This window comes from Candidatus Limnocylindrales bacterium (genome assembly GCA_035559535.1).
Classification (GTDB): Bacteria; Moduliflexota; Moduliflexia; order Moduliflexales; family JAUQPW01; genus JAUQPW01.
This window is the reverse complement of the sequence record DATMBG010000013.1, coordinates 21,415-44,017: the sequence shown is the minus strand read 5'-3', so window position 1 is coordinate 44,017 and position 22,603 is coordinate 21,415. Positions and strand designations below refer to the sequence as shown.

Genomic DNA, 22,603 nt, shown 5'->3' with positions numbered 1-22,603 from the left:
GCGGGAAGCCCGCCTCAAGATGAGATCTCCCAATCCGCAAGGATTCTGAAGACCCCTGGAAGAAGACCAGGTAGATAGGTCGGAGGTGTAAGCCGGGTAACCGGTTGAGCCCACCGATCCTAATCGGTCGTGAGACTTGACTGTAATTTTTCTCTTACTATTTGCTTATTGCTTACTTCTTTACTTATTCTTTTCTAATAAAAGCCGGTTATTTGCTAAATAGCCGGCTATTTTTATTGGAGCAGACCTATGCTTCCCCTCTTTGGCTGGTTCTCGAGAGATTTAGCAATAGATTTGGGTACGGCGAATACCTTGATCTATATGAAGGGGCGAGGAATTGTCGTAAACGAACCCTCCGTCGTAACCATCGATGTGAAAACAGGTAAGACCCTTGCCGTTGGCAAAGAAGCCAAGGAAATGTTGGGTAAGGCCCCCGGTCATATTAATGTAATTCGTCCGTTAAAAGACGGAGTTATCTCGGATTTTAGAGTGACCGAGGAAATGCTCCGACATTTCATTAAGAAAGTTTATAACCGAAAATACATGCTGGTCCGCCCCAGAATTATCGTGGCAGTTCCTTCCGGAATTACAGAGGTTGAAAAAAAAGCGGTTAAAGACTCAGCTCTTCAAGCCGGTGCCAGTGAGGTACATCTGATTGAAGAACCTATGGCTGCAGCTATGGGAGTAGGTTTACCTGTGGAGGAGCCCTCAGGAAGTATGATTGTAGATATCGGAGGGGGGACCACAGAAGTAGCCGTTATCTCCATGGCAGGAATCGTCTACAGCCGCTCGATTCGTGTTGCCGGAGATGAGATGGATGAAGCGATCATTCAGTATATCAAAAAGAAGCATAATCTGCTGATTGGAGAACGAACTGCAGAGTATATCAAAATGACTCTGGCTTCGGCAGATCCCCTGGATAAAGAAGAAACCACCGAGATCCGAGGTCGAGACCTGGTAGAGGGTATTCCTAAAACCATAACCATCTCCAGCGAAGAGATTCGAGATGCATTGAGTGAAACCGTGGTTGCCATCGTCGAAGCCGTCAAAACCACCCTCGAACGTACTCCTCCGGAATTATCTGCAGATATCATTGACAAAGGAATTGTATTAACCGGAGGGGGTTCTTTGCTCCGAAATCTCGATACCCGACTTCGGGAAGAAACTGGTCTACCCATTACCCTGGCAGAAGATCCTCTAACTTCAGTAGTCCTTGGCGCCGGTAAGGTACTTAATAATATGGATTTGCTGAGTAAAATCTCGGTAGACTAGTTTTTCTAGACGTGATAACCGGTACCCCGATTCACTATGTGTTCTTGAGGAACCCTGGAGGAGGTTCCTCCCTTTGCCGGGATAAATCTCCACCAAAAGAAAAGTTTTGCTCCATCCTATGAAGGCTGAGGAATTACTCAAGGAAGTACGCGGGCAAAATCTAACCCAGAAAATCGAGAATTTACGGAGCTCTCTTAAACGAATTGCGCTTGCTTCAGGACTTCTAACCGTTATTAATTTCTTTTATACAGAACGCATCATCAAAATTGTTGGTAAATCGATTACAACGGCTCCTTTAGTTTTTTATAGCCCCGGCGAAGCTTTTATCTCCTACCTTAAAGTGGCTTTTTTATCCAGCCTGTTTATGATTTCCCCCCTCATTTTTTACTACCTGTGGCAGGGAATTTCCCCTTTTTTTATCCCGGAAAGTAAGACCTACACCCTACCTGTGGTAGTTAGTGCCGTGATTCTTTTTCTCACGGGATGCACCCTCTGTTATTTTTTTGTACTTCCCTTTGGAATTCAATTCTTAATCAGCTATGGAACCAGCCAAATCGATCCCTATCTCTCCATAGAAAATTACGTTTCCTTTGTTTTTTGGTTGACCTTCGCCTTTGGGATGGTTTTTGAGCTTCCTTTGGTGATGTTATTATTGGGGCGTATAGGAGTCGTTCAGACCCATCATTTGACCTGGGGGCGAAAATACGCCATCCTCATCATCGCCATCACCTCAGCCGTCTTAACTCCTACTCCGGATATTTTCAATATGAGTCTCATGATGGTCCCCCTTCTGGTACTGTATGAGATCAGTGTGATTTTGGTGAAATTATTTGGAAAAAAGTAGAAGGATCTTTTTTTGACGGGCCTAGAGCCTGTTCTAAGCTTATTGGAGGAACAGGCCCTTCATCATCGCCTTAAAAATACTAAGAATAATTTCTCAGGCTTTACCAAGAAGGTAAGCTCTGGTAACTGGCTCAAGGGTTTCTTACTGGGAAGGTCCCTGAGAAACCCTCTCGGTTGAAATTTTGAAGTGTGCTCGTCGATTCTTGGCCCAGGCCTCTTCATTATGCCCCGGATCAAAGGGTTTTAGTTCCCCATAACTGATCGTCGAGATTCTATCGGCGCTTATTCCAAGGTTTATCAAATAACTCTTTACACTTAAGGCCCTTCGCTCCCCAAGGGCTTCATTATACTCTACCGTTCCCCTTTCATCGCAATGACCTTCGATGAGAATCTGAACCTGGGGATTCTTTTTAAGCCAGGCAGCATTCTCTTCCAAAGCTCTTCGGGCCTCCGGTTTTAGATCAGATTTATCAAAATCAAAAAAGACATCCTTTAATACGCTCGAAGCATCCACATATTCTCCGGTGGGACGTTTAGGCTTTGCCGTTTCAGATATGTTTTTATCCGTAATCGATGAAGGGTTCTGGGCCGGAGTAGTCTCGGGATTGGTGACCGGAGGTGCTACAATTTGATTCCCGGTAGGAGCCGAGGAAGGAATCGGCTTGGTTTTCTTTGCACAGCCCGTGATCTGTAAAAATAACAATAACACTACTAAGCTCCCTAGAACTTTACTTGAAAAACGCACATTCATACTAACAACCTCCTCATCATAGAAAATTTAATTGACTTGCCAATAAGGTTCATGCAATCTAAGTTAAAGTTTAAACCGATTTTTCTCAAATACTAATATAATAATTAATTTATAAATTTCTAACTAAATTTTAGCGAATTATTCCTTGAAGGACGAAAGACATGCCCGTATATCCATCGATTTACCGCAGGAAAATGTTAACGGCCCTCATTCTTATCCTGATTGTAATCTGTGGCGGCATTCTGGGATATACCACCCTTGAAGGATGGTCGTTATTGGATGCTATTTATATGACCGTTATCACCCTGGCTACCGTGGGTTATGGGGAAATCCACCCTCTTTCTTCCCGGGGTAGAATTTTTACCATGGGCCTTATTTTAAGCGGTATCGGTATTATTGGATACGGAATGAGCGTATTTGCAGCGTTTATTGTCGATGGGGAATTAGGTCGTTTAATGAAGAGGAGGAAAATGCAAAAGCAAATCCAAAAATTATCCAACCATTTTATTATCTGTGGAGCAGGAGATACCGGACGATGGATTGTGGAGGAGTTCTTGAAGACAAAAATCCCTTTTGTAGTAATAGAGAAAGATCATACAACCCTGGAGATGCTAAAAAATCAAGGGGTCCTTCAATATATCGAAGGGGACGCCACCAAAGACGCGGTTTTATTAGAGGCCGGTATAGAAAGAGCCAGGGGTTTAGTCAGTGCCCTCCCTACAGACAAGGACAATGTTTTTGTGGTGTTAACTGCCCGGGCCTTAAACCCCCACTTAAAAATTGTATCCCGAGTAGTTGAGGAGGAGTCAGAGAAAAAATTATTAGCTGCCGGTGCCCATAGTGTGGTTTCTCCGAATTTTATAGGAGGTCTCCGGATGGCCTCCCTCCTTATCAGGCCTGCAGTAGTTGACTTTCTAGATACTATGTTACGAGAAGGGGATGGTACCCTGCGTGTGGAGGAAATTGAAGTCCCTCCCCATTCCTCACTTTCGGGAAAAACATTGGGAGAAGCCCAGATCCCTCAAAAGACCGGGTTGATCGTAATAGCCATAAAAAATCGGCAGGAGGGTAAATATACCTACAACCCTAAACCCTCTACCCATATCCAAAAGGGGGATATTCTTATTGTTATGGGAGAGCCAGAACAGGTTGATAAACTTAGAAAACTTGCCGGTGAGGAAGATTGAGCCTTTAACCAGATTCAGGAATCTTCTGGTCCCTCAAAGAACTTAAATTAAAACTAACCGGGCAGATTTAGGAGAAGCCCTACGAGTTTTAACATCCAGAAACTCCCCTTGACGTTTTTGGCTACAGGTAGTATTTATGATACAGCTACCCTGATGAATTCAGAAGTTTAAACGAAATATTTGAAATGGGAAATTCGATTTTAAATTCCTTCACTGCTTACTTACTCATTACGGTAATCTTCTTTGCCTGGGGTTTGCAAGGGGATCAGGCAGACGGAGAAAATACGCTTTATCTTTTAGCTTATCCAGATTCTATCTTATCCTGGAGCGCTCAAAAAATAGATTCAGATTTGCAGAAAAAAGAAGCTTTTCAATCTTCGCCTCACCTGTCTTTAAGAAACCGAACTGTTCGGATCCCCTTGTTAAAATTTCGTTTTATCTCCCGAGACCACCCTCCTGTTGTTATCACTCAGATGGTCCTGATGCGATCTTCTGCTCAAAGTTTTTCTCACCTGGGCCAAACCGATTTTTACCGCCTTCCTGTCAGCCTGGGATCTGAAACAAGGAAGATCCCAACTCCTGAAAATACCGACGAAATAACCCCCCTTCTTTATCTCGCCTAAAAACCCCTGCGTTTTGTAAACCCAACGTAAAGGCTTAAATGGTATCCCTTTGATTTTATCCTGGACTCCGCCGTATCTGGCCTGTAAAAGGGAATAAGGTGACGACATCTGTACAGTTTCTTTTGAGGTAATTTGAGGTAATAAGAAGCAAGGAATCGAAAAGTAAGTTAAACAACCTTTTACAGGATTAGATATCGGATCAGGAGTAAAAACTATGAACCGGTTTAAAACGACTCTCTTTCTGGTTGGATTGACCTTACTATTTATCTTCATTGGAAACCTCTTGGGTGGAAACCAAGGGATGATTCTCGCGTTTATCATTGCCAGTATGATGAACCTGGGAGCTTACTGGTTCAGCGATAAAATTGTTTTATCCATGTATGGGGCTCATGAGGTAACTCCCGAACAAGCTCCGGAACTTTATCGTATTGTACAGGAACTCTGTATGAAAGTCGGTATGCCCATACCGAAACTCTATATCATCGATGAGGAAACTCCCAATGCCTTCGCAACCGGTCGAAACCCAGAGCATGCAGCCGTAGCCGTCACCCGTGGAATTATGAGATTGCTTAACCGGGAAGAATTATCGGGTGTAATAGGGCATGAACTTGCCCATGTATGGCATCGTGATACCTTGATTTCCACCATTGCAGCGACAATAGCCGGAGCCATTAGCATGCTGGCAAATATGGCCCAGTGGACCCTGATCTTTGGGGGCGGTCAGGATGAGGAAGAAGAGGGAGGAGGAATGGGTTTCCTGGGAAATCTAATCCTGATGATTGTAGCTCCCATTGCCGCCATGATTATCCAGATGGCCATTTCTCGATCACGGGAATATTTGGCCGATGAAGGGGGAGCTAAATTCTGTGGGAACCCCTTATACCTGGCCAGTGCCTTAAGAAAGATAGAACGGGGGGTATCTCAAATCCCTATGGCCGCTAATCCCGGAACGGCCCACTTGTTTATTGTAAATCCTTTACGGGGAGAGAGTTTCCTAAAGCTCTTCAGTACCCATCCCCCCATTGAGGATCGTATCGCCAGATTGGAGGCTATGGCACGAGAAGGAAGCTTTATTTAGATAATCCGGTTGCTTTGTAAAGTTATAATGTAAAGAACCATTTTATCCTCACCTCTATTCTTCTCCGGAAGCTTTGGAAGAGAGGCTGGAGGTATAGGCACCAGGATAAGGTGGAAAAGCTTGACCGGGGAATGCGAGTATCTCGCCACCTCGCTTCCCTGTTTTTTCAAGCTCCGTAGCCGCGTCCTGTTAAACAGGTCGCGAGGCTTGAATTAACCTTCTTATTCTGGTGCCTATGAGGCTTGAAGAGAAAAAGAGAATCCATGCCCAATTAGCTTTACAAAGCACGGTACAATGGTTAAAGTGCGGGAGCATATCACCCCGCTCTAATTTTATTATCCGTAAATTTAAGTTATTCCCAGGAATAAAAAATAAAAAAGGTGACTCCACGTCGGATCAGGTTCTGTTGTGGCTAAGCTTTAATATTTTTTAAGTTATTCCCAGGAATAAAAAATAAAAAAGGTGACTCCATGTTAGATCAGGTTCTGTTGTGGTTAGGCTTTAATATATTCGTGATTGGAATGTTAGCCCTGGATTTGGGAGTTTTTCATCGTAAGGCTCATATAGTCAGGGTTAAAGAAGCACTTATTTGGAGTGGGATCTGGATCGTTATGGCCCTTCTCTTTAATGTGGGGGTTTACTACTGGCGCGGCTCAGAAGCAGCCCTTGCATTTTTGACGGGTTATCTCATTGAAAAATCCCTCAGTGTTGATAACATCTTTGTATTTCTTTTAATATTTTCTTATTTCAATGTCTCCTCAAAGTATCAACACAAAGTTTTGTTTTGGGGCATTCTGAGCGCATTGATCATGCGTGCAGTTATGATTGCGGTCGGAGCCGCCTTGATTCAGAAATTCCATTGGATCATTTACGTATTTGGAGGGTTTTTGATCTTAACTGGGATTAAGATGGCCCTTAAGGAAGAGACTGAGGTACATCCCGAGAAAAACCCCGTGGTTCGACTTTTCAAGAAATTTATCCCTGTAACCGGGGATTATCATGAGGATAAATTCTTGATTAAACTAAACGGTCAGCGCTGGGCTACTCCCCTCTTAATAGTACTCCTGGTGGTCGAAACCACCGATTTGATCTTTGCCGTTGATTCAATTCCGGCCATATTTGCTATAACAACCGATCCCTTTATTGTTTATACTTCCAATGTATTTGCCATTCTAGGATTGCGTGCGCTCTACTTTGCATTGGCGGGTATAATGGAATACTTCCACTATCTCAAATTTGGACTAGCAGCGGTTTTAGTCTTTGTAGGAGCTAAGATGACCTTGACGGATATTTACAAGATTCCCATAGGGGTTTCCCTGGGGGTGGTAGCCGGTATTTTGGTCATTTCTATAATAGTCTCCCTGGCTCGACCGAAGACAAAGGCCGGCCTGACACAGGTCCATTCTTTAAAAGAGCAAATAGAGTAAAAGCATCGTTAAGACCCATCATGACCTGAAAGGGTGAGTAATTTAGAACCTTCCCCGTCCACGGGGAGGGTAGAAAGTCCTCCAGGTCATGCACGAATAGGTAGGAGGATTACAAATGTATTGTCCCGTTTGCCAGGTAGAACTTAAGCTATCGAATCGTCAGGGAATTGAGATGGATTATTGTCCCCAATGCCGGGGAATATGGTTAGATCGAGGAGAATTGGATAAAATAATCCAACGATCCATAACTACATCTCCCTGGAGAGAAGATTATAGCGATAGGTATCGAAGACAGGAGGATACCGGATCCTATAAAAGAGACTTTGAAGAATACGATCCTAACCATTGGGAATATGAAGACAGCGACTATTATAAAAGGAAAAGACGTAAATCGTTTCTAGAAGATTTGTTTGATTTTGACTAAAAGAGCCGGTAATCTATAGGCTTCCATGGAATTAAAGGAGCAATCCCTGGATTGCTCCTATCTGTGAAACCAGGGAATTAGTATTATACCCATTCGTTGAGGTTAGAATGAAAGCATTCATGACCCACTGTATCATTTAACTTTTAGTCAGTAGCTTTTTCAGCATTCTGGCATTTTTTATGGCATAACCGTGGATATCATTATTAAAGTAGACGAAGATATCAAGCTTTTGGTTACACCAATCATCCATGCGCCTGGCCCAGGTTTCGAGGGCTGCGGGTTGATAATCGCCACCGCAGGTAGGATCACCATGAAAACGGAGGTAGACTGGTGGTGAGGTCAGGCGGATAGGAATTTGCAGCGGATGCCTATCATGGATACAATGGGCAACATGATAGCGTTCCATAAGCTGAAAAGTCTCTTCAATCAACCAGCTCGTATCACGGAATTCGACAACATGGACATATTCCTTCGGTAAGGCTGCCAGAAAATATTCAAACCGCGGCAGGTTGACCTGCCAGTGCGGTGGAAGCTGATAAAGTACTGGGCCAAGAGTTCTACCTAAATGACGGGCATGATCAAAGAACCTTTGGAGCGATTCCTCGGGGTCTTTGAGTCTTTTAAAGTGGGTAAGGAAACGGCTGGCCTTGACGGCGTAAAGAAAATCAAGGGGCGCCTGCTCACGCCACGCTTCGAAAGTAACCGAGCTCGGGAGCCGATAAAATGAATTATTGATCTCGACGGTATTAAACTCCCGTGCGTAATAGTTAAACCAATCCTTCTGGTGTAACCCTCTTGGGTAAAAGATTCCACGCCAGTGGTTATAAACCCAACCTGAGGTACCTATTCGAACGGTCATAACACCTTAGTACGGGCGATCGACCGATCGCCTCTAGATTACTTTTATCTTTCTCTTTTAGAAGCTCCTATACACCCCTGTATTTATCGCATTTTGGGGGACTCTTGGCACGACTCAACGCCGAAGCTTCATCCATCAAACTACCGGATGATAGAGTTCTAAACATTCTTCAAGCCGCGGCTATCCCCTGAACCCTTCAGGAACTTCATGCTCCTGTAGCAAAGTGGGGGGCAATCTCTTCAGGAAGATCCATTTCACACTGTTTTTCTTTATTTTAATTGACATCTACCCCATATAGGCAAACATTTTTTATGATACGTATCCTGGAATGAAATTTAAAACTCTAACCCTATGGCTATGGAAAACCTTTTATGGAACAACCGACTTCTTTAAAACGGCAAGAAGTAAGAGAACGACCAACCCATAGAAATCCTATCATGTACCAAAAGTGGCGAAACTTACTCTTTTTACATTGGGAATATGATGGGAAGGCCATTCAACGCACCTTACCAGAAGGATTGCAGGTAGATACCTTTGAAGGTAACGCCTATATAGGGATTATTCCCTTTTTCATGAAAGACGTACGTCCTCGCTTTTTTCCGACCGTACCAGGTCTATCAGATTTTCAGGAACTCAATGTGAGAACCTATGTTTATGATCCTCACGGTATACCCGGAATTTGGTTTTATTCATTGGATGCCAATCAATGGCTGGCCGTGCAAATTGCTCGATTAAGTTTTAACCTGCCCTACTTTTATGCCACGATGCAAGCAGAGATCCATCCTGATACAAAGGAAATTTTATACTCCTCTCACCGGTTCGGCTCTGACATTTCTTTAAAGACCCGGTTTAGATATCGGCCTATCTCAAATCGTCATCAGGCAGAACCAGAAACTTTAGAGTTTTTTCTGATCGAAAGATATATTTTATTTGCCTACTCCAGCCGGCGTAAGAAACTCTTCCGGGCAAGGGTCCATCATGTTCCCTATCCTCTGGTAGAGGTTGAAGTCAGCCAAAGTGATAAAAATCTGTTTACCCTGAATGGCTTATCGAAACCCGAGGGGGATTGGAATCACTCCCTTATGTCTCCCGGAGTAGATGTGGAGATCTTTGGCCTGGAAGCCGTAGATTAGAAGAGAAGCTGTACAGATGATCGTTTCCGGGGTAATGTAAATCCCAAGGGCATGAAAACCTCTAAATAAAGGATTTTCGAGATGATTCTACCTTTTCAGACGACATGGGCAGGTAGACGATCACTTAGCTTTGCTTGACTTTAAGCAGCCCTCGCCTCCGGCCCCTCTCCCACAAGGGGAGAAGGGGAGTTGGGAAAAAAGCAGTACTATCAGGAAAGAAAGCCAGATTGAGAGAACTATAAAAAAATTATGGAAAGTATCTGTATCAATTTAGTAGGTGGAAAAAGAAACACCCTCTGCCCCTCCAGGGGGACTTCAGCAGCAGCAACCCCACGTCAGTCCCCCCTGGAGGGGGGGCCAGGGGGTGTTCAGACAGAAAAAGTGACACCTACTAAATTGTTGCAGTTACTTATTGGAAAAATTATTCATTGACAGAAACTAAAAGAGAGGCTAATTTATTATGTAGCTAATTTAAATCTTAGCTTGTGTAGGAATCCAGAATTTCTGGACCAATTCAGTCAATAAAGATCATTTTTGATCGCTTTATAGTTTTTCAATAAAGCCCTCAGAGGTTATCTTTAGAACTCTGAGGGCTTTTTGTTTAGGAGAATCGCTCATGTCAACGAATTTATATGTCGGGAATCTTTCTTATCAAACCACCGTTAGTGATTTGGAGGCCCTTTTTGGAGAAGCAGGTACTGTTACCTCCGTTAATATCATTACCGATCAATACACAGGACAATCCAGGGGGTTTGGTTTTGTGGAAATGTCTTCTGAGGAAGAAGCTCAGAACGCTATCAGTCTGTTAAATGGAAAAACGTTCAGAGATAGAAACCTGGTAGTCAATGAAGCAAGACCGAAACGGAATGATAGAAATGGTGGAGATAAGAATCGAGGTGGTTATCGAGGCAAGAATAACCCAAGGGAGAGACGCTGGTAAGAGGTTAGAAATCTTAAAGTTATCTTCTTATTACCACCTTCGACGGTTAGTCTGACGGTAACAGCTCATCTCGAATAAGCCGACGACTATACCCATGATTTCGTATGCCTTTTAGTATGAAAATTTATTTTCATACTAAAAGGTATTATCCTGAAAGTATTGATCCCTCCTCGGGGTTGAAAGTTAAGAAGGGGAAAAGTTGTAAAAGATCTACTCCGAGTTCTTTGTAGATAATCCGAAGAAGATTAAAATAGCGGGGTCCAAAGGAAAAGGAATACTTATTTTAGAACTTACCCACCAAACCATGAGGATATAGCTAAAGTAATAGGAAGGGAAGACCGAATAGTTCAGGCGATCAGGGCAATTCTTGTCGAATAAGAATTCACTGGATAATCCAGGGAGTCGATAATAAAGATTATATTCGGCACTTTGTCCAGACAAAGAAGGATACAAGAAGAAGTTGTAATCTTAATAGGCTTGATCTTAATTACCGGCAACCAGCTTAATGATCTTGTGCATTTTCTTTACGTTGCTTCATCTTTTGCCGGCGCTCATTGAGTTCTTCAGCAAACATAGCCAGATTGAGAGGACAGGGCAGCTTGTTTTCTTCTACATACTGGCAGTCTTCTTGATTACATTGGATAAAATAGCTTCTTTGACTTTCTAGTCCAAGGCTTCTTTTCTCTGTCAGGTAAATTTGTACCACCTCGTGAACAACCCCACAGTCAAAACTCCGAATTTTTTTGTTACTCATTTTTTTATACCCTTGATAAATTTAAATTAGGCTGTTGAGATCAAAACATTATCTGATTATCTCCTGTCTTTGGAGAGATCGATCTGGGGAAACTGCAAAGACTGATCTTTTTGCGATAGAGCTTCACGAATCATCTTTTCTGCTTCCTTGAAATCCACTTCTAAAGCAACGGCAAGCTCTTTTCCTAATTCTTGAGAAGAAGATTTATAGAGGTCATTCTCCATGCCTGGTTTTCGTGAATTAGTTTGAAAGAAGCTATAAAGATCAGATACCACCAGAGCTAGCCCTTGAAATCCTCTTACTCTCAAGGTCTCAATTTGTTTTGTACGCCTTTCCGATGATCTTTTGTTATCCAGAATAACCTCCTCTGTTGAAGTCTGTCTCTGTAATATAGCCATCACCTCCGGAATATCTTCCCGGGTCATAGCCTTTCGAAGTCCTAATTTTTCACTGGATTCTACAGAAAGATAAACGATACTTTTAACCCCTCTGGCTTCTAATCTCAGTGTGTAAAATAACTTTTTCTCTCCGTAGAACTCTTTGTAGGAGACCTCTACAACTTTTCCTTGCCCGATAAGAGGGTAAACTACCTGATCTCCTTTCTTAAATTTTAGCATACCCATCTCCTTGACGCCCTCAGACAAAAAAGAAAAGCCCTCAAAGTTTTAAAGATTATCTTTGAGGGCTTATCAAAACGATCAAAAATGATCTCTATAACCTTAATCTGTTTAAAAGTTCAGGTACTTAAGACCTGATAGGTGATTTTTATACAGAAAAATATATTACAACCTGATTAACTCCCTGTCAACGAAAATAACAAAAAACGTAACTGTAACCATTTAGTAGGGGTCACTTTTTTCTGTCTGAACACCCCCCTGGCCCCCCTCCAGGAGGGGCTTCAGCAGCAGCAACCCTACGTCAGTCCCTCCTGGAGGGGGGCCAGGGGGGTGTTTCTTTTTCCACCTACTAAATGGATACGGATACACAAAAAACCCTTTCGTTCCCCTTGTAGGATTTATTACCTTGAGGGCAAGGATAGAAAAACTATCCGACCGGATTTTCACCCGGTCTGATAGTTTGTCAGGTGGCGCTTTTGCTGACTCAATACAGCCTGTTCCAGCAGATGCAGCAGAGCGGTAGGATTCACCGGCTTAACCACGTGATGATCGAACCCGGCTTCCTTGGAGCGGTATCTATCCATCTTCTGGCTCCAGCCGGTCACGGCGATCAGAGTCATTTATCACCTCCCCCCAATTCGACCCGGCTCTTATGGAGTTCCAGCTTGTTGCTGGTAATTTGAGCAAGGTCCAACAGGTCCTCAATGAGCCGCGTCATCTGATGCATCTGACGGTCGATCACTTCCAATGCCCACTGTAACTCCGATAAAGGGGGAATTTTGAGATGCAAAATTTGCACAGCTTTTAAGGCCGAAGAAAATTAAAACCCAAAATTGGGTTTGGTAACAGCTATTTAAGATGTCTATACCCATCCAGAGGGGTTTTCATCCAAAGCTCATAGTCGTTCTGAGGTAAAGGTTGTAAGTTATTCATTTCATATTTATTCTGATTTAGTTGATATTGATCGTAGAAACCATTTTTAAATTCATAGACCTCTTTGGTAGCAGGATCATAAAGTCGCTCTTTTCCCAAAATTGCATCACTTCTCTTTTCAGAGAGGATATCTTCCACCTTATTGCGGTCTTCCCAGCTTTTCATAATTAAGTCTGATGCCTCGCCGAGGGTCTTTCCAGCCTTGAGAAGGGCTTTAGTATCCTGATCTTGTTGTCTGATGCAGTTATTTATATAAGATTGACTTATCGTAAAGCTTTGAACAGATTTAATAAGGGTTTCTTCAAGAAATCGAAACTCTTGTTTAGGAGCGGTGATTCCTACAAACATCGACCCGAAGGCAATGCTTCCTATGGGGGCAGGAGTTACTGTAAGTAGAAATAAACCCTCACCCAGTTTATTATCCTGGACAAACAGAGCCCGAATTAATTCTGTTTGACCCCCTAAGAAACTGGGTTGAGGAGTGGTCGAGATAATCTGGAGGTTTTCCAGGTCGGGTGCTTTCGGCATAAATTGTCGGGCTGCCTGAGTCTGGACCATGAGATGAAACTGGGTCAGAAAATTGCCTGGCGTCAGAGGATCTACCACAGGCATCTCAATCCAGGGAATGGGAATGCCGCCCATACGCATGTACTGATAATCTTGTTGCTTTTGTTGAATATTCATATAAACCGGTCCGGCCAGGCTGAAATAGAAAATCTGTCGAAGAGATTCCGAAGGATCTCGGATTAAAAAGGCCAGGGTGGAACAGGCTCCGGCTGTAATAACCGTCCACCCTTTAGGCTTGTCTAAGGAGAAAAATCCTGCGTTATATGTCTCCAGCTCCAGGCTAACTTTTCGGTCTTCTTGGTTTTTGGATAAGGAAGTTGAAAATTCGGGAACCTGGGAAGTTTCCGACCTGTTTTTCTGCTGGGAAGAACTCGAAGACGAAGTGTCAGGTTGAGAAGGGATCGGTGAAAGATGGGTTGGTAAACTCCCAAGAGTCAGGGTTAGGGTCAACTTTTGACCGGATCGAAGCAATTCAATGGGAAGTTGGGTTCCCGGTGGAAGAGTTTGAATCTCATGGATAAGCTCTTGAACCCGGACGGCAGGTTTCCCCTGGATGGTAAGAAGAAGATCACCCGGTTGAATCCCGGCTATAGCCGCCGGACTCTCAGGTATTACGGCCTTTACCATGACCACCGATAAACCTCTGGCAGGGTCTATAAGTCTTTCTTGGAGTTCGATTCCCAGCCATCCTGCCTCTGCGTGACCTATATTCCAAAACAAAAACAACCAGAACATTCCTTTAAGAATCCGTGGGATTCCCAGGTACCCTATAGCCTGGTGGGGGGATTTCAGATCTGGAAAAAACAAAGACATCCCTCTATACGTACCCGACGTGTTGATCTTTGAGAAAAATCGTTTCATTGAAACCTCCTGATTGGATCCCCTGTTGCAAGAGACCCTTTAGGTTAATTAATTCAACCACATGAAAATTCCCTAATTCGAGAATACCCTGGTATACCCGGAATGTCAAAACAAAACTATTACACGGTTTACTTAATTTTGGCCTCATGGGGCTGCTTTCACTCCCCAACTCCCCTCTCCCGCAGCGTGGGAGAGGGGCTAGGGGTGAGAGCAGAGATTCATATAGATTATAAGACCTTCCCCGTCTACGGAGTAGGATGGGGTGAGAAAAAGGATCAGACTCCCGCCGATTCGATCACCAGGATTGCATGCCGCATCCGAAAAGGGCCAAACCACGCAACAAATTCGCTATGATGGATCAAACGTAACCCAAGCCGGTTTATCAAATTCCTCCATCCTTTCAGGTCCCGGTTCGAGTGGGGATGCCCGATAAATTCCAGGTTCATCAGACTGTCCTGCAGATAGGTTATGAACCGTTCGAAAGAACCCTGGTAAGTATCTTCCAGGATCAGGAGACGTCCCTTGGGCCGCAACACCCGGACCCCTTCCAGGAGTACAGGTAGGTGAAGGTGAGCGGGTAGATGGTGTAAGACTGTGATCAGGAGCGAAGCATCGAAGAGGGAATCAGGGAAAGGGAGTTGGGTACCATTTGCAAGGACTCGAGGGAGATCCACGAGGCAGAGGTCGGCAATGTCACAGGCCATTACCCGGTAACCAGCCTCCTGGATGGCTTCGGCTACATATCCCATACCGGTACCGATATCCAGAATCTTTCCGGTTTCGGGAAGCCATCCCCGGAGGATCTTGAGAATTTTCTGAGCCCGGTTTCGACCTGCTGAGTGAGTTATCCCGGATAGGAGCCGACTTCTGCAGGCGTCTACGGCTATCCTTTGAATAACCCTGGATATTGTTTCTCTATGACCATCGGTATGACCATTGGTAGATTGGATCATGGATTTCAAGGGGTATTGGGTAAAAGCGATTTCGCAGTATCTCGGGAATCGCTACTTTACCCATGATTTCTTGTATCAGAGGGATAGAAGCCTCGATAAGTTTGTTTACTGCTACGAATTGCTGAAATTGTTGTTCATCCCTGGATTCAGCCTGTATGAAATAAGGATAGCATCTAGGTAGTAAGACAATACTTTCCCGGTGAATTCATAGAAGGAGTAAAAATTTCGGGAGCGTTCAGGAAAATTCCTTACTTTTTTGTTTTCTATCCTTATAAACCCCTGTCTGAGGATTTATTTAACCGATCCGTTGTAAGTTTTTTAAAATTCTTAGAGATCGAAGAGAGATAGGACCATGGAAAGGAAAGAGGATAGGAAGGTACCGTTTTAGATCTCTGTTTATCCTTACATCGGGAAAAGTTTCTCACCCAAAAAGGCATTCACGTATCGTTTGACGACATGTCGGAGCCATTGGGTTGGGCTTTGAGCCTGGAGTCTATATCGAAGGGCTCCGACGACTTCAGTTCGAAAATCATCCGAGTGGATTATTCCATGATAGAAGAATTCATCGAAGCAGTTTTGGATATGACCGAACAAAATGGTAGGAGTGATGGAGGCGACCCGCCTGGCCAGTTCTCTGGCATCCTGGTGTTCCAGGAAGCGGTCTACAGTTTCTTGTTCATAAAATCGAATGTTTGCCAGGGCATTTATAAGGAGATCTTGAAGCCGATCATCCTGGACCTCCAGGGCACTGCGCAGGGCATCCAAGGCCAGTTGATGGCGACGGTAGATGAGGGAGAGGACGACCCCCGCCAGGATGGTACGCCGGGCGTAGGCGATATGGCCGGAAGCAATGGCATCCCTTAAAAATTCTGGAATAAAGCGGGCGCGTCCGGCAGGACGATGTTTATCGAAGACGACCTCCGCCCAGGCCATATGGGGGAGCAAAGAGTAGGTTCTTTTTGCCGTTTGAAAGGTTGCCTGGGTGGATCGAATCGTCTCCCGGGTCATACGGGCATAGGTCTCCAGCCACTCGTCTTCAACACGCCGGGCCTTGTCCAAGGTATGGAAAGCTACAAACAGGGCCGATTGCCTGAACCATGAGCAGCCTTCCCGGTGGATACGATCCAGTGCAGCCAGGACGCCTCCTGGATCCCGTGAACCATGGTAGATGAAGGTCCATTCCAGGGCTATCATTAAATATACGTCAAAGGAAGTATTGCGGCTTAATAGTACTTCTAAAGCCTGGGTGAAACCTGAGTCTGGATCTTCCAGGCATTCCAGTACCCTCACCAGCTTCTGGTATTCCGGGTTCGGACGGAGAAAAGCATCTTTGAGCTCTACCAGATTGATGGGTTGAAACTCGGGCTGAGTTGCCAGGAACCTCATCAGAATCTGGGTAAGTATGAAGATCAGTCCACCCCAGAATGTCTGAAGCCAGAGTTTGTGTAACCGACCCATATCCGGAGGTATATGGAATAAACGTCGGGAATTAGCCTGCCAGCACTCTTTCAACTGCTCTACAACCTCCGGCTCATCGAAATGGTAGCTGAGGATGACAATGGATACTCCTATAGGGGTTTCGAGTAATCGCCACAGGTTCCAGGGTTGTGATAATCTGGGTCTGCTACACAGGTGTTGTATCAAATGCCAACCCCGGTCTCTACGCTCTTTCCAAAAGTGGTACAGGTAGGGGATGAGCATTACCCGTACAACCTGGGAATCCTCCTGTGCTGCCTGGACCAACACTTCATCCATCCCCAAGGAGTAAGCTACCTTGATGGCCGCACGTCTCGCATTAAGGATGCTGGCCGGGACCTGGGGATGGGACAGGAAGTATCGCGACCATCGGAATTGCATCCTCTGAAAAGGGGACAAATCGGAGGGTTGGACGGTTATTAACGCATTTACGATTCCATGGATCTGCAGGGTATAGTTCGGTCCGGCTCCTCGCAGGGCCAAGACAATACCATCTCGCTGAAAACCCTTTTCTGTGAGGGCTAGTTCCACCACATCCTGGTCCCGACCTCCTTTTAGAAGTACCAGGGTGAGATACCGGATATCCTCCGCTGCCAGGAAGGGATCTGCCAGGCGTCGCAGCTTCACCTCGAGAAAATCAGTCTTCCGGAGCAAGGCTTCCAACTCCTCACCGGCGTCCGTCTCGTAAAGGTGACCGGGCAGATACAGGAGAGGATAAGCATCTCCCGTCTCACGCCAGCGCCGGCAGTAGGTAAGTAACTGCTGGCGTACCCGGGTTAGATGGGCCGGTTCTAGGACTGCCTCCATGGCAGGGATTCTTAGAGCCTGCCGAACCAGGTGACGATTGAGTCGCGAAACAACTTCCGGTAGCTTTCCCAAGAAGAGGTTCACAAGAAACTCTCGAAACTTCTCATGGAAGAGCTGATAGCTCAAAACCTCGGAGGTAGTCGTATTTTTAATCAAGATCGATTGAAGTTCTCCTTCTATGGCTTCTTGAGCTTCTATCCAGGACAGGTCCAGGATAGCGCGTACCTGATCCACCGAGAGGTAATCCCGTGAAACTGCCAACAAGAGAAGGCAATCTCGCAAGGTTGCCCAGCGAGAGTTCACACAAAGCCTTCGGAAGATATCCTCGAAGTACCCTTCGACACCCAGCGGGAGTTGATGGGCCCCGTCCATCCTCAGTCGTCCCTGTATCAGGTCTTCAGCCAACATTCTTATATAGAGGGGATTACCGGCTGAGACCCGCCTTACGGCTTCTATATCCTTCTCTGAAAAGGAAGAAAGATTGATCGGTCTGCCTACCCTGTTTAGGGTCTCAAAGAGTAGTTGATGGATAGATTCAGAGGGAAGACCCCGCAATTCCAACCGGAAGGATGGAATAAAGGGATTGGGAATAGTCGGTAATACACCCCGCCGGGCCGAGATGAGTATAAATACCCCATCCGGAAGATGTCCTGGAAGGAAAGTCTCAAGAATAGCCGTATGCCGATGAGAAGGATGAACGGAAAGGGCCTCATCGATCCCGTCTATGAGGATCAAAACCTTCCCCTTGCGTTGGGCTACCACAGCACGTGCAAGATTTAAAAGTGCATGGGAAGAGCGTTCCGGTGGTATAAAAGTGTGCTGACCACCCTGCACGGCCAACTGTTGCATCAGAGAGGAAAGAATCCTCGGTACGTCTATGCTGATTCTATTCCCTGCATAGCAGAGGTGGAAAGCCAGCGTAAGACCCTGTTTTCCAAGCCCGGTCACAAGTTCTAACAAATCCGGTGGGCGACCTTCCCTATCCCCTTCTCCGAGTAGATCCTGAATAAGTTGGGAAAGCAAAGCGCTCTTACCGATACCGGGATCCCCTTCTACAAATAAGTAACCCCTGGGCTGTTGAATAAGGAATCGGAGTAGTTCCTCCTCTTCTTCCTTGCGGCCTACAAAGCCCCGGCTACGTTCCTGTACCAGTTCCCACGAAACGATACCCGGACCCGCTTTTAATCCAACCTGGTAGAAGGGATGCCGCCCCTTTACGGGCTTCAGTTCTTCCGGAAGGCCGTCCACTAACCGGGTGAGCTCCTGGGCGACAAAATTAAGCGCTTCTCCAACAGGACCGGAACGATATTTTATAACCCTACACCCTTCCCTATCATTCTGGATCTCCGGGATATTATCTTCCGGTATTACCAATACCCGAATTCCACTTTCTTTTGCCGCAAGGACTTTCTCCCGAATCTGTTCCACCCGCCCGATGATACCGTCTTTGTAAGAGCCAAAACAGGCCAGATAGGGGCCGAGGTTTCGATAAAGAGGTTCCTGATAGGCTAAAGCCAGATACGCAAAGGCAAGTCCGGCAGATCGCCCTTCCCCATAGAAGTCGGTCCAAGAAATCAGAGAATCATCAAATTCATACTCAAGACGGGTTTCCAGTAGGTTTTGAGACATCAAGTTGAATTGAATCCCCTGGACGGTTTCCTCGAATTCCTCTCCCAGGTTGCTTAAAGTGGCAAAGATCTTTTCCCCGGCAGGATTCCCAATTGTGGCAATCCGACGAACGATGGCAGGGCGTACATAGTTCTCTACCACCAGATTGTGGAGTTGCTTACTTCTCACAAACAGGATATGAGTAACAGCCTTATTTTGGATTGTTTCGGGCCAGAAGGTCGAGAGGATTTTGGTAAGAACTTCTTCGAACCGGCTCCCCAGTTCTCTAAGTTGCCGAAGCTCTGACAAAAAGGCAATTTCCTGCTGCATCCAGTCTGTAGGGGTCTGGACGATCTGGCTGAGTCTATCCAGGGATAAGGTAAGGGCATCTTTGGGATATTGTTTTTGAACAAACGACTTAAAAACGTTGAAATCTCTTGGAATTTTAACCAATCCTCGATAAACAATCTCGGCCTGGAGCTTCTGGATAATTTTTCGATCCAAATAGGAAGCCAACGGTGATTCTTCTAACAGATTGTGAAATTCTATAAGCCTCTCAAGACTCAGGAGAGATAAGAATTCCGGCCTGATGGCACAATTCTGAAGCTTTAAAGGTTTGGCCTCTTTGAGCGCCTGGTCAAAACGTTCCAGGAAGGTTTGAAATGGACCGAAATGACCTTTCATCATCAAATAAACAAGACAAGCCGGCAAGCTGCTTGCGCTTCCAGAAACATCGGCGCTCCCAAAGATGTTGGTGTTCCCACAGACATTCCTGGATTTTTATGATCTTTTATTAGACTTGATGAGATCTAAAACCGGCCAAAGACTTATTCTTCTCCCAGACTTCCCTCCATAACGGTGGATTCATCCAGATAAAGTTTAAAATGTACCTTTGCATAATCCTCCAGGGAGAGTCCCAGTTTTGTAAAATCGATCACAACAATCCCGGCTTGAATTGTTTCGGAAAGGCGAGGGGATAGTTCTCCCATTTTCGGCGGTTTAGTTGCAAAGAACTCAATGGTTTTTCCGTTAAGATCTAAGGCCGGCCTGCCCTCTTTCCTGAACTCCAGGATAGCCGAATTCTGATCCCGGACATACAGCTCTCCCGTATAGGACTCTAAGTGAATGGGACCTCGTTTTTCAAATTCGGCACCCATTCGCTCTCGAATTTCATCTATTCCGGATAGATTCGCAGCCGCCCACAACATTTTCGCCGGTTCCGACCAGAACGGTCGAGTGCTTGCAAGGACTTTCTCGATTCCTTTTTGTTCCCGATCCGGATCTAGCGTATAAGACGCTCTTAGCTGTTGTAAGATTTGAGTCTGCTCCCACGGGGAGAGTAAGAAGTGCTCCTCTGATTCCAGCAAAGCCTTAAGCTTTTCAGTACATGCCTCACATCGATCCAGGTGATCGTCCATCTCTAATTCATCTTGGTCCGATAGTTCTCCTCTAAAATATTGCTGTAATCGTCCCATGAACACTTCACAGCTCATCGATTTCATTCAGCCTCCCTCTATCCCTTGTATTTTATCTTCTTCATTAAGTTTAAAATACGGTTCTCCGCACTTATATAACAAACAAAACCGCTTTAAAAAAGTTAACCTTTTCCCTAAAAACCCTGGGTTTGTAACCACTTTTTTAACCTATAGATTCCCTTTTGCATAAGTACAGATACCCGGGCAGAGCTAACCTGGAGCTTCTCGGCAATCTCTTTTTGTGATAATCCTTCCATATATAGTTTTATAACTTCCTGAGTCCTCCCTCTAAGCTGTTTATGGACACCTTCCCTGAGGAACCCGGCGATTTCACCCTCGATCATCTCATCCGGTGCTGGGAACAGCCCTCCATCTATTACGGGAAAATTCGGCTCTAGAACCTCAGTTTTTGAAGCTATCCTCCAATTTCTTAAATGGTTAAGACACCGCTGGTTAAGACGCTTAAAAAGCCATTTATCCACGGGAGCTTCCTTTTCCCTCACCTCTTGATTTATCACCTCGCAAAGCTCTTTGAAAACCTCTTGCACAAGATCCTCGGCATCTGCTTCGCTTAACCAATAATATTTTCGGATAGCATACATCATCATGCTTCCAAAGTACTTGGTTACAACCTGGGAAAATAAATCAAAATCCCCTCTGGCCCTACTTAACTTAAGATCTCTCAGAGTCACATCTTTCTTAGGTAACATAATTATGGTATCTCAAATAGATAAAAACAATTTTTTTAAGGATCTGGAACCCGGTTCATAGGCGTGTTGAGATTCTTTATTTACTCCTCTTTCAATTCAATGATTAAAGCGCGGATATCTGTAGTTCCTATATTTTCCTCAATATGGGTTACGGCCTCAGACCAAACTACCTCGCCCGGTCTGGTTTCTCTTTCTTTGGTTTTGCCGTCTGGGAAGGTAAATTTTGCCTTACCCGGGTTTAAAATGTAGACAAGATAGGCCGGATGCGAATGCATGGGTGTTTTATCACCGGGCTTGCTGGTATATTCAATCAGGCGTATCCGATTATTTTCGAAAAGAACTTTATAATTCTGGGGTGCCACTTTCACCGGATCTTGTAACATAAATTCCTCCATTTCATGATTTTGGGGTTATAGTATAGGAGACGGCATTAAAACCACTCTACACGCAGGGGGGAACCAAAGCAAGTAAAAATTGATAAGGCCTTTAAGATAGGACTATTGATCGGGGCCGGAGAGTTTTCTATCGGGCTCCGCTTCGGCATTGGAAGAATCCCCCTGACCCGTTTTCTGATCCACCTGGGAGAGATACACCTGACTGCATAAAGATCCTTTTTGAGCAGCTTCGATTAAATCGCTCGATTTTCCCCACTTCCATTGGACATATTGGGTTATGCCGGGGATGGGTTGCGGCACCTGGGGCTCACCGTGCAGGATCTCGGCTTCATACTCTTCCAGATGGAGGATATAATCCCCCAGATCGATCTCGCCTTCCCCAATTTTACCTGCCACTTTTAGCTCAACCCCTAGTTTCTCCCTACCGGATCTCACAATGGCCTCTTCATAAGTTTCCTCACCCCGTAACGATCCAGCCGGTAATCCCCACACATCGGGTAACCTCTCATCCTCAGGAGGCCTTTTAACTATCAGGAAATGGGTCCGATTTCTATTATAAATGACAAAGGCAACCGAGTTTTTAACCGGTTTTATAGGACTTCCCATATTACCAGACGCGACTTATTCAATCAAAAGGGGACTGACGTGGGACTGCTGCTGAAGTCCCCCCCGTCCCTCCCTTCCCCCCGTATACAGGGGGATTAGAGGGGGGCCAGGGAGGTGTTCAGACAGAAAAAGTGACACCCACTAAATTGTTACAGTTACATCTCCTCAAAAAAATTTGACACTTTCTTCTCCATTCTCGTAGAATGATTTATAGAATCCAAACTTAGAAAGGTAATTCACGGGGTCCTTCTCTATTTTGGGATAACCCCTGGGGTTATCCCTACGGGTTGTTTTCATTAATTAA

The 22,603-nt window shown here is 45.0% G+C and carries 22 protein-coding genes and 1 rRNA gene; 10 read left to right on the top strand and 13 right to left on the bottom strand.

The window, feature by feature from the left end:
- The 3 genes from VNM22_04380 to tatC form a co-directional block, all read left to right on the top strand.
- Positions 1-144, top strand: a 23S ribosomal RNA gene (locus VNM22_04380); the annotation flags it as partial.
- A gap of 105 nt (positions 145-249) precedes the next feature.
- Positions 250-1,272 (top strand): rod shape-determining protein, encoded by a 1,023-nt coding sequence (locus tag VNM22_04375; GenBank protein ID HWP46380.1) that lies wholly within the window; start codon positions 250-252, stop codon positions 1,270-1,272.
- A gap of 118 nt (positions 1,273-1,390) precedes the next feature.
- Entirely contained in the window at positions 1,391-2,116 is a 726-nt protein-coding gene (gene tatC / locus VNM22_04370; protein HWP46379.1) for a twin-arginine translocase subunit TatC, read from the top strand.
- Between the two features lie 141 nt (positions 2,117-2,257).
- Here the strand turns inward: tatC and pal are convergent, their stop codons facing one another.
- Positions 2,258-2,866: a peptidoglycan-associated lipoprotein Pal gene (gene pal / locus VNM22_04365; protein HWP46378.1), complete on the bottom strand. Its 609-nt coding sequence runs from the start codon at positions 2,864-2,866 to the stop codon at positions 2,258-2,260.
- Positions 2,867-3,027: 161 nt separating this feature from the next.
- Between pal and VNM22_04360 the strand changes: the two genes are divergently transcribed.
- The 5 genes from VNM22_04360 to VNM22_04340 all read left to right on the top strand — a co-directional run bounded on the left by VNM22_04360 (position 3,028) and on the right by VNM22_04340 (position 7,605).
- The gene (locus VNM22_04360) at positions 3,028-4,053 is read left to right on the top strand and encodes a potassium channel protein (protein HWP46377.1); all 1,026 of its coding nucleotides are present in this window, start codon (positions 3,028-3,030) and stop codon (positions 4,051-4,053) included.
- Between the two features lie 185 nt (positions 4,054-4,238).
- On the top strand, positions 4,239-4,676 hold the full coding sequence (locus tag VNM22_04355) for a hypothetical protein (GenBank protein ID HWP46376.1): 438 nt from the start codon (positions 4,239-4,241) through the stop codon (positions 4,674-4,676).
- 214 nt (positions 4,677-4,890) lie between these two features.
- Positions 4,891-5,754 (top strand): zinc metalloprotease HtpX, encoded by an 864-nt coding sequence (htpX, locus tag VNM22_04350; protein ID HWP46375.1) that lies wholly within the window; start codon positions 4,891-4,893, stop codon positions 5,752-5,754.
- 470 nt (positions 5,755-6,224) lie between these two features.
- Positions 6,225-7,181: a TerC family protein gene (locus VNM22_04345; protein ID HWP46374.1), complete on the top strand. Its 957-nt coding sequence runs from the start codon at positions 6,225-6,227 to the stop codon at positions 7,179-7,181.
- Between the two features lie 115 nt (positions 7,182-7,296).
- Positions 7,297-7,605, top strand: coding sequence for a zf-TFIIB domain-containing protein (locus VNM22_04340; protein ID HWP46373.1), 309 nt, complete (start codon positions 7,297-7,299; stop codon positions 7,603-7,605).
- A gap of 136 nt (positions 7,606-7,741) precedes the next feature.
- Here VNM22_04340 and VNM22_04335 read toward each other — a convergent pair whose 3' ends face one another.
- Entirely contained in the window at positions 7,742-8,464 is a 723-nt protein-coding gene (locus VNM22_04335; protein ID HWP46372.1) for a DUF72 domain-containing protein, read from the bottom strand.
- 371 nt (positions 8,465-8,835) lie between these two features.
- On the opposite strand from VNM22_04335, the gene VNM22_04330 reads away from it, so the two are divergent.
- Both VNM22_04330 and VNM22_04325 read left to right on the top strand, forming a co-directional pair.
- Positions 8,836-9,597, top strand: a complete 762-nt coding sequence (locus VNM22_04330) for a DUF2071 domain-containing protein (GenBank protein ID HWP46371.1) — start codon at positions 8,836-8,838, stop codon at positions 9,595-9,597.
- 616 nt (positions 9,598-10,213) lie between these two features.
- Positions 10,214-10,537, top strand: coding sequence for an RNA-binding protein (locus VNM22_04325; protein HWP46370.1), 324 nt, complete (start codon positions 10,214-10,216; stop codon positions 10,535-10,537).
- A gap of 502 nt (positions 10,538-11,039) precedes the next feature.
- Here the strand turns inward: VNM22_04325 and VNM22_04320 are convergent.
- From VNM22_04320 to VNM22_04270, 11 genes are all read right to left on the bottom strand, one after another.
- The gene (locus tag VNM22_04320) at positions 11,040-11,291 is read right to left on the bottom strand and encodes a hypothetical protein (GenBank protein HWP46369.1); all 252 of its coding nucleotides are present in this window, start codon (positions 11,289-11,291) and stop codon (positions 11,040-11,042) included.
- A 56-nt stretch (positions 11,292-11,347) separates the two neighbouring features.
- Positions 11,348-11,908, bottom strand: coding sequence for a CarD family transcriptional regulator (locus VNM22_04315; GenBank protein ID HWP46368.1), 561 nt, complete (start codon positions 11,906-11,908; stop codon positions 11,348-11,350).
- A 443-nt stretch (positions 11,909-12,351) separates the two neighbouring features.
- Positions 12,352-12,528: a hypothetical protein gene (locus VNM22_04310; protein ID HWP46367.1), complete on the bottom strand. Its 177-nt coding sequence runs from the start codon at positions 12,526-12,528 to the stop codon at positions 12,352-12,354.
- The gene (locus tag VNM22_04305) at positions 12,525-12,698 is read right to left on the bottom strand and encodes a histidine kinase dimerization/phospho-acceptor domain-containing protein (GenBank protein ID HWP46366.1); all 174 of its coding nucleotides are present in this window, start codon (positions 12,696-12,698) and stop codon (positions 12,525-12,527) included. The genes VNM22_04310 and VNM22_04305 overlap by 4 nt, the downstream gene beginning before the upstream one ends.
- A gap of 59 nt (positions 12,699-12,757) precedes the next feature.
- Positions 12,758-14,269 (bottom strand): PDZ domain-containing protein, encoded by a 1,512-nt coding sequence (locus VNM22_04300; protein HWP46365.1) that lies wholly within the window; start codon positions 14,267-14,269, stop codon positions 12,758-12,760.
- Positions 14,270-14,544: 275 nt separating this feature from the next.
- On the bottom strand, positions 14,545-15,222 hold the full coding sequence (locus tag VNM22_04295; protein HWP46364.1) for a methyltransferase domain-containing protein: 678 nt from the start codon (positions 15,220-15,222) through the stop codon (positions 14,545-14,547).
- Positions 15,223-15,624: 402 nt separating this feature from the next.
- A complete protein-coding gene (locus VNM22_04290; protein ID HWP46363.1) occupies positions 15,625-19,824 on the bottom strand; it encodes an NACHT domain-containing protein in 4,200 nt (1,399 codons plus the stop codon).
- A 116-nt stretch (positions 19,825-19,940) separates the two neighbouring features.
- The gene (locus VNM22_04285; GenBank protein ID HWP46362.1) at positions 19,941-20,615 is read right to left on the bottom strand and encodes a zf-HC2 domain-containing protein; all 675 of its coding nucleotides are present in this window, start codon (positions 20,613-20,615) and stop codon (positions 19,941-19,943) included.
- 107 nt (positions 20,616-20,722) lie between these two features.
- Positions 20,723-21,298, bottom strand: a complete 576-nt coding sequence (locus tag VNM22_04280; protein HWP46361.1) for a sigma-70 family RNA polymerase sigma factor — start codon at positions 21,296-21,298, stop codon at positions 20,723-20,725.
- An 80-nt stretch (positions 21,299-21,378) separates the two neighbouring features.
- The gene (locus VNM22_04275) at positions 21,379-21,681 is read right to left on the bottom strand and encodes a hypothetical protein (protein ID HWP46360.1); all 303 of its coding nucleotides are present in this window, start codon (positions 21,679-21,681) and stop codon (positions 21,379-21,381) included.
- A gap of 114 nt (positions 21,682-21,795) precedes the next feature.
- The gene (locus VNM22_04270; protein HWP46359.1) at positions 21,796-22,299 is read right to left on the bottom strand and encodes an NUDIX domain-containing protein; all 504 of its coding nucleotides are present in this window, start codon (positions 22,297-22,299) and stop codon (positions 21,796-21,798) included.
- Positions 22,300-22,603 lie beyond the last annotated feature (304 nt).